Source organism: Aquimarina sp. AD1 (assembly GCF_003443695.1).
Classification (GTDB): Bacteria; Bacteroidota; Bacteroidia; order Flavobacteriales; family Flavobacteriaceae; genus Aquimarina; species Aquimarina latercula.
In genome coordinates this window covers 948,585-962,345 of the sequence record NZ_CP031966.1, presented here as the reverse complement: position 1 = coordinate 962,345, position 13,761 = coordinate 948,585, and the positions used below count along the sequence as shown (strand labels likewise).

The 13,761-nt window shown below is 32.1% G+C and carries 11 protein-coding genes; 4 read left to right on the top strand and 7 right to left on the bottom strand.

The genetic code is table 11. The features are described 5' to 3' along the window. Positions 1-23: 23 nt before the first annotated feature. The gene (locus tag D1815_RS04370; protein WP_147404264.1) at positions 24-383 is read right to left on the bottom strand and encodes a hypothetical protein; all 360 of its coding nucleotides are present in this window, start codon (positions 381-383) and stop codon (positions 24-26) included. 113 nt (positions 384-496) lie between these two features. Between D1815_RS04370 and D1815_RS04365 the strand changes: the two genes are divergently transcribed. From D1815_RS04365 to D1815_RS04350, 4 genes are all read left to right on the top strand, one after another. Beyond that, on the top strand, positions 497-709 hold the full coding sequence (locus D1815_RS04365; RefSeq protein WP_027391645.1) for a hypothetical protein: 213 nt from the start codon (positions 497-499) through the stop codon (positions 707-709). A gap of 101 nt (positions 710-810) precedes the next feature. Beyond that, positions 811-2,112 carry a hypothetical protein gene (locus D1815_RS04360; RefSeq protein ID WP_118386037.1) on the top strand — a complete coding sequence of 434 codons (1,302 nt, stop codon included), beginning with the start codon at positions 811-813 and terminating at the stop codon, positions 2,110-2,112. 89 nt (positions 2,113-2,201) lie between these two features. Beyond that, positions 2,202-4,700, top strand: coding sequence for a PIG-L family deacetylase (locus D1815_RS04355; RefSeq protein WP_118386036.1), 2,499 nt, complete (start codon positions 2,202-2,204; stop codon positions 4,698-4,700). A gap of 191 nt (positions 4,701-4,891) precedes the next feature. Further along, positions 4,892-6,589 (top strand): sodium:solute symporter, encoded by a 1,698-nt coding sequence (locus tag D1815_RS04350; RefSeq protein WP_118386035.1) that lies wholly within the window; start codon positions 4,892-4,894, stop codon positions 6,587-6,589. Positions 6,590-6,777: 188 nt separating this feature from the next. On the opposite strand, the gene D1815_RS04345 is transcribed toward D1815_RS04350, so the two are convergent. The 6 genes from D1815_RS04345 to lpxA all read right to left on the bottom strand — a co-directional run bounded on the left by D1815_RS04345 (position 6,778) and on the right by lpxA (position 13,738). Further along, a complete protein-coding gene (locus D1815_RS04345; RefSeq protein WP_118386034.1) occupies positions 6,778-9,762 on the bottom strand; it encodes a pitrilysin family protein in 2,985 nt (994 codons plus the stop codon). 173 nt (positions 9,763-9,935) lie between these two features. Continuing rightward, the gene (gene sucD, locus D1815_RS04340; protein WP_108804081.1) at positions 9,936-10,808 is read right to left on the bottom strand and encodes a succinate--CoA ligase subunit alpha; all 873 of its coding nucleotides are present in this window, start codon (positions 10,806-10,808) and stop codon (positions 9,936-9,938) included. Positions 10,809-10,974: 166 nt separating this feature from the next. Next, positions 10,975-11,382 (bottom strand): nuclear transport factor 2 family protein, encoded by a 408-nt coding sequence (locus tag D1815_RS04335; protein ID WP_027391651.1) that lies wholly within the window; start codon positions 11,380-11,382, stop codon positions 10,975-10,977. Beyond that, entirely contained in the window at positions 11,375-12,313 is a 939-nt protein-coding gene (locus tag D1815_RS04330) for a UDP-3-O-(3-hydroxymyristoyl)glucosamine N-acyltransferase (protein WP_118386033.1), read from the bottom strand. The genes D1815_RS04335 and D1815_RS04330 overlap by 8 nt, the downstream gene beginning before the upstream one ends. A gap of 40 nt (positions 12,314-12,353) precedes the next feature. Then, positions 12,354-12,920: an elongation factor P gene (gene efp / locus D1815_RS04325; protein ID WP_108804079.1), complete on the bottom strand. Its 567-nt coding sequence runs from the start codon at positions 12,918-12,920 to the stop codon at positions 12,354-12,356. A 35-nt stretch (positions 12,921-12,955) separates the two neighbouring features. Then, entirely contained in the window at positions 12,956-13,738 is a 783-nt protein-coding gene (lpxA, locus tag D1815_RS04320) for an acyl-ACP--UDP-N-acetylglucosamine O-acyltransferase (protein WP_108804078.1), read from the bottom strand. Positions 13,739-13,761: the final 23 nt, after the last annotated feature.

The window sequence follows — 13,761 nt, the reverse complement described above, 5'->3', positions numbered from 1 at the left end:
CGTAGGTTAAGTTCAATCGATTATTACTTCCCTCCTGCTAATAATACAAATGAATTAGCTGATACAGGAGATACATGATAGCTTTTTACTTTTTTTAAGGTCTTTATATATTTTTCTGCTTCTACAAATGCCAATTCCATAGCACTAGAGGAGGCCTTCTCACTAATCTCAATAGTCTTAGAAATAATATCTCCATTAGAATATTCTATTGTCATTTTCCACTTCTTAATTGAATGAAAATTTCTTGATACTAGGCTATTCACGTAAGTGCCTTCCTTATTCTCTTTTTTGTTTTTCTCCTTCTCATTTGTTGGGTTTGAATTTAAAGGAGCTGCATATCCAAATGTTACGCAAAATAATGCAATTACTAATGAGAGTTTCATTTTTTCGAGGTTTTGATTTGTATGATTCGAATGTACAATTATTTTTTGATTATACAAATATTTTTTTAATAAAAATTTATTTGTATATTTAATCCATATAACCATATTAATCAATGATTAACAAGAAATTAAAAAGGTTACTTAAAAAAAGTAAAGGAGCTAAAACTGTTTATGGTATATCCAAAATATTAGGTATTAGTCCACAAGCGGGAGACTATATTGTAAAGCGAAAAGATTTAGCAAAAGACTTTGAACGGTTACAAAAGATTGCTGATTATATGGGGGTAGATATTATTGAAATTGTTGACTATAAAAAGAATAAATAGCCTTAAAACTCTAGCTATTGATATAACTCTTTTTACAGCGAATAGAAACTAAGTATTCTAAATGCTTTTCTTTACTTTTGAAGCACAACAATTCATCTTACATGGAAATTTACCTTTACCTAGCTACCTACATTGTTTTAATTATCGGTTTATCGACTTATATATCTCGATCTTCGAATACAGAAGATTTCTTAATTGGTGGTAGAAATCGTAGTGGGTTAACAATTCTATTTTCAAAATTTGCAGGTGCAATTGGTGTAAGTACCTTAATTACATACACTGGCTATGCCTATAAATTTGGTTGGGGTCTTTTTGCAATGTCTATCGGATCTGTAATTGGTTATCTTCTATTTGCCTTTTGGGCAGCACCAAGAATTAAAAAATTTTCCTTAGAAGGAGTCTTTTATACACAAGGTGATTTACCCGTTTTTGTAACAAAAAATAAAACAACCGGAATAGTTACAAATAGCATAACCATTATCGTTCAGTTTTTTTGGATACTACTTTCCTTAGCCGGAGGAGCAAAAGTAATTGCATACTTTGATTTATTCTCTTATGATATTGCACTGTTAATTACAGCCTCAGTTGTACTGTTTTACGTTTTATTATCAGGGTATAAGGCGGTAATAATAACAGATATTATTCAAGGAATTATTATTATAGCCTTTTTATGTCTTTTAATTTCAGGAATACTCGATATGAGAGATTTCGACAGTGTTCTAAGTACATCAACTAGCGAGACCGTTCAATTGGGTAGTATCATTGGTCTTATATTATATGGTGGATTATCCGTATTTGGATTAGCAGACAGATATCAATTATGTTATGCCGCAAAAGATGTCAAATCTTTGAAAAAAGGTTTAGGTTTGGCAATCTTACCCGTACTGTTCGTTGCATTTTTGCTGCTAATCATTGGATTATATGCGTATAACCAAAATCCAGATCTAGATCCAGATACTGTATTCGTATATTCAATGCAACATTTAATTAATCAATCTTGGATTCCAATATTATTGGTACTTTTCTTTGCGGGGTTAATGAGTACAGCAGACACGTCAATATTTGCTGTTTCATCTCATTTAGTATATAAATCTAAAAAAAATAAAAAAGTTAAATTCCTACGATATGCAACTATAATAACGGTACTAATAGCATACATCATCGCTCATTTTTGGAAAAACATCGTAGATATAACCATTGTGGGTGCAGCCTTAAGAATGACCTTATCAATAGCAATGATCTATGTTATTAATAAAAAAAGAAATCCTGGTCGTTTTATTGCAAGTGCACTAGGAGGTATAATTGGTTTAACAATAGGTCTAATGGCCTTTGGACCTAAACCAACAATAGCAATTACTGTGCTTTTAGGTTCCTTGCTTGGATTAATATATAGATCAAAATAGTCCTGTTAAAGTATCCTTAAACGTAAAAACCGAGAATTTTATCTTTTTATATTTGACGAAATACTCAAAACTATTATCAAATCTTTATTATGAGAAAATTACTTTCTGTAATAGTTTTCAGCGCTCTATTTATCAATATTGCTGAAGCACAACAACCTAAAAAACCAAACTCTGTAGAAATTCATGAGGCCATAAAAAAATTAAACTTTTTAGGTTCCGTTTTATATGTTGCTGCACATCCAGATGATGAGAATACCAGATTAATCTCTTACATGGCTAATCAAGTAAAAGCAAGAACCGCTTATTTGTCGCTTACACGTGGTGATGGTGGTCAAAATTTAATTGGTCCAGAAATAAGAGAATTATTAGGTGTTATAAGAACACAAGAATTATTAGCGGCTCGTAATACGGATGGTGGAGAGCAAATCTTTACTCGTGCTAATGACTTTGGATATTCTAAACATCCCGATGAAACTTTAGCAATTTGGGATAAAAAAGAAGTTCTAAATGATGTCGTTTGGGCAATTAGAAAATTTCAACCCGATGTTATCATAAATAGGTTTAACCATAGAACTCCTGGTAGTACTCACGGTCATCATACATCTTCTGCCATGCTAAGCGTTGAGGCTTTTGATTTAGTAGCTGATAAAAACGTTTATCCAGATCAATTAAAATATGTAGATACTTGGCAACCAAAAAGACTTTTCTTTAATACTTCTTGGTGGTTTTATGGAAGTAGAGAAAAATTTGAAAAAGCTGATAAATCAAATCTTCTAGAGTTTGATACTGGAATTTATTATCCTGACTTAGGACTTTCTAATACAGAAATAGCTTCTCTGAGCCGTAGTCAACATAAATCGCAAGGTTTTGGAAGTACTGGAACTAGAGGCGCGCAAACCGAATACGTAGAACTGATCAAAGGAGAATTACCAAAAGATAAAACAAATATTTTTGATGGAATAGATACTTCTTGGAATCGAGTTAAAGGAGGAAAAGCGGTTGGTGATATTTTATATCAGGTAGAAAAAGACTTCGACTTTAAAAACCCTGCTGCCTCGGTTAATGAATTAATCAAAGCGTACCAATTAATTCAAGGATTAGAGAATGATCATTGGAAAGTAATTAAAACCAAAGAAATAAAAGAAATTATAGCAGCTGTAACCGGTCTTTATATAGAAGCAGTTGCAACAGAAGCCTACACCACTCCAAATAGTGATGTAACTATAAAGATTGAAGCTATTAACAGAAGTAATGCTACTATACAATTAAAATCAATTGATATTTCTTCTATTGGAATTATAGAAAACATTGGAACTAGTCTAGAAACCAATAAAAGAAGTAATTATGAATTAAAAGGTAAGATAATCTCGAATACTAAAAATACGACTCCATATTGGTTAAATAGTAAAGGTACTTTAGGAATGTATAGTGTAAATGATCAAAAACTTATTGGGACTCCAGAAACTGAGCATCAAACTAAAGCTATTTTTAATATAGAAATTGGAGGAATTATTGTTCCATATCTTAAAGACATCGTTTACAAAACTAATGATCCTGTAAAAGGAGAAGTTTATAAGCCTTTTGAAATAATCCCAACAGTTTCTGCTAGCATAAAAGATAAAGTGATTATTTATGCCAATAATCCTTCAAAACAAATTCCTGTAACACTAAAAAGTTCTGAACCAAATATTAAAGGAACGATATCCCTAAAACGTCCTGAAGGATGGAAAGTATCACCGGAAAAAATAGATTTCAAACTAGCTCAAAAAGGCGAAGAGAAAACAGTGATTTTTACGCTAACCGCTCCACAAAACCAAAGTGAAGGGTATATTTCTCCACAAGTAAATATAAATGGAAAGACATATTCTGATGAAATTATAAACATCAATTATGATCATATCCCTTATCAAACGGTAGTATTACCTTCTGAAACTAAAGTGGTACGATTGGATATAAAGAAGAAAGGACAAAATATCGGTTATATCGAAGGTGCTGGTGATGTTGTTCCAGAAAGTTTAGAACAAATTGGGTATAAAGTAACTACCATTTCCCCGGAATCAATTGCTCTAGAAACTTTACAAGCATTTGATGCTATTGTTATAGGAATAAGAGCGTACAATACTGTTGAAGAACTAAAGTTTAGACAAAAACATTTGCTTGAATATGTAAAAAACGGTGGGAATTTAGTAATTCAATACAACACTAATAGAAGGTTAAAAGTTGAAGATAATCTTGGCCCTTATCCTTTAAAACTATCTAGGGATCGAGTTACAGATGAAAACGCTACCATAAAACTTTTAGCAAAAGACCATGCTGTACTAAATACTCCAAATAAAATTACCAATAAAGATTTTGAAGGTTGGGTACAGGAAAGAGGTCTATACTTTCCTAATAAATGGTCCGATGAATACGTTCCTATTATCGCTGCAAATGACAAAGGAGAATCCGAAAAAAAAGGAGCTTTGTTAATTGCTAAATATGGAAAAGGATATTACGTATATACGGGTCTTAGCTTCTTTAGAGAGTTTCCCGCGGGAGTATCTGGAGCTTATAGGTTATTTGCAAATATGTTATCTTTAGGAAAATAATATGTAATATGAGAGATTCAAATACCAAGATAGTTTGGAAAAAACTATACTCAATTGTATTAATTGCTAACGTATTCTATTTGCTTTTCTTTTATTGGATAACTACTGCTTTTTCCTAAAAACAGTAAATAGACCCTTAAAAGTTTACCATATACTATTATTTTCTAATACTTACCACATACAACTAACATATGCAACTTATAGATTGGATCGTATTAATAGGAACTCTATTGTTTATAGTACTCTATGGAGTTTGGAAAACTCGAGGAAGCAAAAGTGTACAAGACTATATCCGTGGAGGAAATGAAGCAAAATGGTGGACTATAGGGCTTTCTGTAATGGCAACACAAGCATCTGCTATCACCTTTCTTTCTACTCCTGGTCAAGCGTTTCATAGTGGAATGGGCTTTGTTCAGTTTTATTTTGGTTTGCCTATTGCAATGATCATTATATGTATTGTGTTTATTCCATTATACCATAAGTTAAAAGTGTATACGGCCTATGAATACTTAGAAAGCAGGTTTGATTTAAAAACTAGAACTATTACGGCTTTTTTCTTTTTAATTCAACGAGGATTAGGAGCTGGAATTACAATCTTTGCACCAGCAATTATACTTTCTGCCGTATTAGGTTGGGACTTGACAACATTAAACATAATTATTGGAATATTAGTAATTGCATATACTGTATCTGGAGGTACAAAAGCTGTAAGTGTTACCCAAAAACAGCAAATGGCGATTATTTTTACAGGAATGTTTATTGCTTTTTTCCTTATAATAAGTTACTTACCCGACAATGTAACCTTTTCTAAAGCTCTAGAAATTGCTGGAGCTAGTGGGAAAATGGAAGTATTAGATTTCTCTTTTGACCTAAGTAATAGATACACCGTTTGGACTGGTATTATTGGAGGTACATTTTTGATGCTCTCATATTTTGGTACAGATCAAAGCCAAGTACAACGTTATCTCTCCGGAAAATCTATAAAAGAAAGCCAGTTAGGGTTATTATTTAATGGGTTACTCAAGATTCCGATGCAGTTTTTCATATTACTAGTTGGAGTCATGGTATTTGTATTTTATCAATTTAATTCCGCTCCTCTTAATTTTAATCCTACTGCTTCTGTAGCTGTAGAAAATTCAGAATATGCGCAGGAATACAAAGAATTGGAAAATAAACTATCGGAAATTCAAAATTATAAAGAGACTTCTGTTAAAAACTATATAGAAGCTACTAATGCTAAAGAAAAGCAGGAGGCTAAAGAATTGATTATAGCTTTAGACAATTCTGACAAAAAAACCAGACAAGCTGCTAAAGAACTAATCAAAGAAGCAAATTCTGATGTAGAAACAAATGATAAGGATTATGTTTTCATACATTTTATTTTAAATAATCTCCCAAAAGGATTAATTGGATTATTATTAGCAGTTATATTATCAGCTGCAATGTCCTCAACAGCTTCAGAACTAAATGCATTAGCATCTACTACTGCTATTGACTTATACAAGCGAAATATTGGAGAAGAAAAAAGTGAAAAACATTATGTTAACGCTTCTAAATTCTTTACTTTAATATGGGGATTATTAGCAATTTTAGTAGCCTGTTTTGCTAACTTATTTGATAATCTTATACAGTTAGTAAACATTATTGGCTCTGTTTTCTATGGAAATGTTCTCGGTATCTTTTTATTGGCATTTTTTATAAAATTTGTAAAAAGTAATGCTGTTTTCGTTGCAGCAATTGTAACACAAGTGATTATCATTTATGTATGGTGGCAAGATTGGCTTCCTTTTTTATGGCTTAATGCACTAGGATGCGGAATCGTAATGTTTTTAGCAATTTTGTTAGAGATGTTCATTCCAACTAGCGAAATTGAGCTAGAATCTGAATAGTATTAAAGAATACATATATACTCTACTTTATAAAAAATGGTGCTTACTATTAAATTAAGAGTATTACGTTGTGTAAATTATCACCTATATTATACTAAAAATCCACGAATAAAATTCGTGGATTTTTTAATATTACTACTTTACTTATGATAAGCCAATTATTAAGACATAATCATAATATCTATAAATTACATTTTGACATCCTTGTCGTTTTTCTCATAGTTAAATAGATAATCTATATCCATCTCCTTAACATCTCCTAGTTTATTCAATGCATTCATATCTACATCTTTTTTGTTACCTATCACTAGAACATTGTAATTTTCGCCTTTAATATTTTCATTAAAAAACTTCTTAAGATCTGCTAACTCCATATTCTTTATGGTATTATACATTTCTTCCCTATTATCATTATCAATTCCTCTTTTCTTAAGGTTTTCATAAGTCCAAAAGATATTAGATTTCGTTATACGTTGTGCAGCAATTTTCTTTAATGTAGCTTCTTTAGCTTGATTAAACTGTTCTTCTGCTTCTGGCATATCCGTCATTAACTCCATCATTGCATCTACTGCTTGCGGCATTTTATTAGCCTGTGTACCAACATAAGCCATCACATAATCTGATTGACCAACCTCTCTAGCTTGGCTATAGCTAGAAAATGCAGAATAAGCCAATGATTTAGATTCACGAATTTCCTGAAATACAATAGATGATAATCCACTACCAAAATAAGTATTAAATAATCTAGAAGCCGCCATCTTTTTAGGATCAAACTCTGCTCCTTTTGCTAATAAAAGCATTTCACTCTGCACCATATCATAATCCACAAAATACACATTTCCTCCGGTTTCCTTTTCTAAATATTGAGTCTTTTCTGGATAATCCAATAATTCGGATTTTACAATATGATTTTTATCCAAAGAAGCTATAGCTCCATTAACATCATTACCATAATAAAAAATACGTTGTTTAAAATTACGTAATTCTTTTACCTTATCTACAAGTTCTTGTGGATTCATTGCTTGTAATTCTGAAGCTGTATAAATATTACGTAAACGTGAGTTTTCACCATATTTTCCATAGCTCATAAGTCCATTCCAGAAAATGTTACCCTTTTGAGTTTTATTATCCTTACGCCCTTTTAAAACTTTATCTACATATTTATTATATGTTTCTTGATTAGGCACTGCATTATTCCATAAATCTTCTAATAATGTTAAACCTGCATCAAGGTTTTCTTTTAACCCAGAAATCCCAACATACGTTTTATCATCAGCAGTAAAAACATTGTAGCTCACTCCAACTTTATAGAATTCTTGTTTAAGTTGCTCTGGTGTATACTTGTTCGTACCCAAATAATCTAGGTAACCAGCTGCTAAAGACATTTTTGGATCGTGATCTTTCCCCATATCAAAAATGATATTCAGACTAAATATATCATTATTTGGGTTTTCTATATGTGATACAGTTAACCCATTATTTGTCTTATTCTCTTTAATAGCAGTTTTGTAATCGATAAACTGTGGAGATAAACTAGGCGCTTCTAACTTATTAAACTCTTGTAAAAAATTAGATTCCTTGTCCCTATTAAGTTCAATAGGCGTAATTCCAGGATTCTCTACTTTTACAATACTTTTGTCTTCACCTTTAATCTTATGAACTTCTACATAGTTATTACCATAAAGAGTATTTGCAAACGCTACTACTTGCTCTTTTGTAATTTCCTTCATATTATCCAACATCTCTAGGCGACTTTTCCAGTCCTGGAAACCAATAAATGCATCCAAATAAGAATATGCAGTAGAAGATGCATTTTCATATTGTCTAATTTGTGATAAACGTAAGTCATTCACAACAGCGTCTAACAACCATTCTTCAAATTCACCTTTTTTAACCTTCTCAATTTGAGCTAATAATAGATCTCTAACTTCATCTAATGTTTGATCTTCTTTTGGAGTTCCATATAATAAATGGAATCCATAATCATTATCAAAATTTGTAAATGACGATGCATTTTGAACTAATTGCTTTTGATTTAGATTTAAATCGATCAATCCTGCTTGAGAGTTTGCAAGCATATAATCTATAAGTGTAACTATTACTTCTTGCTCAGTTCCTTTACCTTCTGTTCTAAAAGCTACATAAATAGACTCTGCCGTAGGTCCATATACTTCTTTCTTAACAGGAGTTGCAAGTGGCTCTAATTTTTCGAATGTAGGATGCGAAACGTCTTTCTTTTTATATGATCCAAAAGATTCATTTACCTTTTTTATTGTAGTATCAAAGTCAATATCTCCAACTAATATTACTGCCATATTATTTGGTACATAATATTTATCAAAATATGCATGAATTGCCTCCATCGAAGGGTTTTTAAGATGCTCTGATATTCCTATTGTAGATTGTGTACCATATGGGTGTGTTGGATACAAACCTTCTAATACTGCAAAATACTGCTTACGTCCATCACTATCTTGCCCTCTATTAAATTCTTCATATACCGCTTCTAATTCTGTGTGAAATAAACGTAAAACTAACTTACTAAAACGCTCACTTTCTACAGTTAACCACTTATCTAATTCGTTGGTTGGTATTTTATTTACATATACTGTCTGCTCATTAGATGTAAAAGCATTTGTTCCTTCTGCTCCTAATGAACTTACCATCTTATCATATTCGTTGGCTATAGAAATTTTAGATGCTTCTTGAGAAATCTCATCTATCTTCTTATATATTTCTTTTTTCTTTACAGTATCTGTTTCTTTTTTATGTGCTTCATATAAATCCGAAATTTGCTTTAGAAAAACATTCTCTTTTTCAAAGTCTTGTGTACCTATTTTATCAGTCCCTTTAAAGACCATGTGCTCTAGATAATGAGCCAAACCTGTATTGTCAGAAGGATCATAAGTTGACCCAGCTCGAACTGCAATTAACGTCTGGATTTTTGGTTCTTCTTGATTTTTACCTAAATAGACTTTTAAACCGTTATCTAAGGTATACAGGCGCAATCCTGTTGGATCATTTGAAACTGTCTCGTAAGAAAACCCTGCAGGATCTGTATGTGTTTCTACTTTAAGTTCTTTTTCCGAAGTTTTTTCTTGATTTGATGAATTCTTACAATTACTAAGTAATACTACTAAACATAATAGTAAGAGAGATTTTAATGATTTCATTTAAATAGTTTAAGTTACTGTTTCTTTAACATTCTATTAAACGCAAAATGTTAATACATGTTACGGTTTTTAAGAATACTTTAACACACATACCAAAAGAAAAGTCCAAAAGGAAAAACCTCTTGGACTTTATATATTATTAAAAAAGAATTAAATACTCTTTTCTGTATTTATTAGCCTAATACTTCAGCTACTTTTTTACCAATTTCTGCCGGAGAATCTACTACGTGAATTCCACATTCTCTCATAATCGCTTTTTTAGCAGCTGCAGTATCTTCACTTCCACCAACAATCGCACCAGCATGTCCCATTGTACGACCAGCAGGAGCTGTTTCTCCAGCGATAAAACCAACCACTGGTTTAGAAGTACCACTCGCTTTAATCCATTTAGCTGCATCAGCTTCTAACTGACCTCCAATTTCTCCTATCATTACTACACAACTAGTCTCAGGATCATTAATCAATAATTCTACAGCCTCTTTTGTAGTAGTTCCAATAATAGGATCTCCTCCAATACCAATCGCTGTAGTAATTCCAAGTCCTTGCTTAACAACTTGATCAGCCGCTTCATAAGTTAACGTTCCAGATTTAGAAACAATACCTACATTTCCTTTTTTGAAAACGAAACCTGGCATAATACCAACTTTAGCTTCTCCTGGAGTAATAACACCTGGACAGTTAGGTCCAATCAAACGACATTCCTTATCTTTTATATAATTAGACGCAGTAATCATATCCGCAACAGGAATACCTTCTGTAATAGTTATAATAACTTTAATTCCTGCATCTGCAGCTTCCATAATAGCATCCGCAGCGAATGCTGGTGGAACAAAAATAATAGTGGTGTCAGCTCCCACTTGCTTAACTGCTTCTTCTACAGTATTAAAAACTGGTTTATCAAGATGTGTTTGACCACCTTTACCTGGAGTAACTCCTCCGACAACGTTAGTACCATACTCGATCATCTGACCTGCATGAAAAGTACCTTCACTACCCGTAAAACCTTGAACTATTATTTTAGAATCCTTATTTACTAGAACACTCATTGCGTTATGATTTTTTTATTTTTTTTAGCAGTTTCAAAAGTACGGTTTTGAACATTATAGTTAAAATGAAAAATCAAAAAAAAACATTTTTTTAATTTTTTGATTTTATCGAGCTTTTAATAAATTTTTATAAAAAACCGAACCTATTTTCTTAGATATAAATAATCTATTTCGAAAAAAATGATTTTAAATTCTCTTGAGTATTATCTCCTTGTTGACTAATTTGATATCCTCTATATAATTTATCGTTCTTTAATTCCCAGATCGCGATAAAATGTGCTATTGCTTCTTCCTTATCTGGTCTTTCTATTGTCGTAGCAACATACGTATATCTAATAGTTACCATACCATCTTCTTCCAAAAGATGGCTAATTTCACATTTAAAAGTTTCAAATGAACTAGACATTTCCTTAAACATCATCTTAATATCCTCGAAACCTTTTTTATTATAGCCGAAACTGCTGTTCCAGTTTAACTCAACTTCAGGATGTAAATATTCAGAAAAGGCATCTATATTATGAATCAAATCCGTTTGATAAAAGGACTTCACTACCTCTTTTGCTGTTTTACTCATTGTTCTTCAATTTTTCTATTATTTCAGGTATTTGCCTAATGGCTGCGATTTCCTTATATTTTTTTCTGAAATCATCTGCAGGCGTTCCAAAATAACTTTTATTTCCTTCTAGCGATTTGCTAATACCTGACTGGGCAGAAACAACAGCTTTGGTTCCAATAGTAATACCACTGGTAACCCCAACTTGTCCCCACAAAGTAACTTCATCTTCGATTATAACACATCCTGCAATACCAACTTGGGATGCAATTAAACATTTTTTACCGATTACAGTATCATGACCTATGTGAACTTGATTATCGATTTTAGTACCCTCTTGGATCGTAGTATCTCCCGTAACACCTCTATCTATAGTACATAGAGAACCTAAATCAACATTATCTCCTACCACAACTCTACCTCCAGAAATCAATTTATCAAAACCTTCTGGTCTTTTTTTATAATAGAAAGCATCAGCTCCTAATACTGTTCCGGAATGTATTGTAACATTATTGCCTATAATGGTATTGTCATATAGACTTACATTGGCATGAATCAAACAGTTATCTCCAATAACGACATTATTACCAACAAAAGCGCCTGGTTGGATTACCGTATTATTACCAATTTTTGCGGTGTCTGCAACTATAGAAATAGCTTTCTCGAAAGGCTTAAAATATGTAGTTAACTTATTAAAATCTCTAAAGGGATCATCCGAAATCAACAACGCTTTTCCTTCAGGACAAGATACTTCTTTATTAATCAACACAACAGTTGCATCACTTTCCAACGCTTTGTCGTAATATTTGGGATGATCTACAAAAACGATATCACCTGGTGTTACCACATGAATTTCATTCATGCCGAGAACCGGAAAATCAGGGCTACCAACAAATTCCGAAGATATTATGGTAGCTATTTGTTTTAATGTGTGTTTCTGAGGAAATTTCATTCTATCATTACAAATTCAGAATTAATAATTGACTTCCGAATTATTCTTTAATACGCTCTTTATATGTTCCTTTCTCTGTCTCTACCTTAATTTTATCACCTTCGTTAATAAAAAGAGGAACCATAACTTCTGCTCCTGTTTCTACGGTAGCAGGCTTTGTCGCATTTGTTGCAGTATTCCCTTTTACACCAGGTTCTGTAGCTGTAACTTCTAAAATCACACTTGCCGGCATTTCTACAGAAAGAGGCATTTGATCTTCAGAATTTATAATAACAGTAACTACTTCTCCCTCCTTTAACAATCCAGGAGCATCTAAAGTAGACTTCTCTAAAGTTATTTGATTATAATCTTCTGTATTCATAAAGTGATATGTATCACCTTCTGCATACAAAAACTGAAACTTATGAGTCTCAACTCTAACATCCTCAATCTTATGACCCGCAGAAAATGTATTGTCTATTACTTTTCCTGTAGTAACACTTTTTAATTTAGTTCTTACAAAAGCAGGGCCTTTTCCTGGTTTTACGTGTAAAAATTCAATAATCTTATATATATCGTGATTATATTTTATACATAATCCATTTCTAATATCACTCGTACTTGCCATTGTTATTTCTTGTTACTTAATTGCTATTTTATTTATTAATTAGAGAAATATCCTTTCATAATTCCTCTCTGAGAGTTTTTTATGAACTCTAAAACTTCATCACGCTCTGGAGTAGCTTCCATCTCAGCTTCGATAATTGCTACAGCTTGCGAGTTATTATAATTACTTTGATATAATATTCTATAAATAGATTGTATCTCTCTTATTTTTTCTGTGGAAAAACCTCTTCTACGTAACCCAATTGAATTTATCCCCACATAAGATAATGGCTCACGTGCTGCTTTTGCATATGGAGGAACATCTTTACGCACTAATGAACCACCAGTTACAAAAGCATGATTCCCAATGCTACAAAATTGCTGTACCGCTGCCATACCGGCTAAAACTACATAATCTCCGACATTAATATGACCAGCTAACGTACTATTATTAGAAAAAATACAATTATCTCCCACTATACAATCATGAGCTATATGGCAATACGCCATTATCCAACAGTTTTTACCTATTTTGGTTTTCATTCTATCCGCAGTACCTCTATTGATAGTTACACACTCGCGAATAGTTGTATTATCCCCTATTTCGGTAGTAGTATCTTCATCATTAAATTTTTTATCCTGTGGAGTTGCAGAAATAACCGCTCCAGGAAAAATACTACAGTTTTTACCTATCCGAGCACCTTCCATTATAGTTACATTAGAACCAATCCAGGTTCCTTCTCCTATAACTACATTATTATGAATCGTAGTAAAAGGTTCAATAACTACATTTTTTGCAATTTTTGCTCCTGGGTGAACATATGCTAAAGGCTGATTCATTTATTCTGTTTTAATGTTTTAAT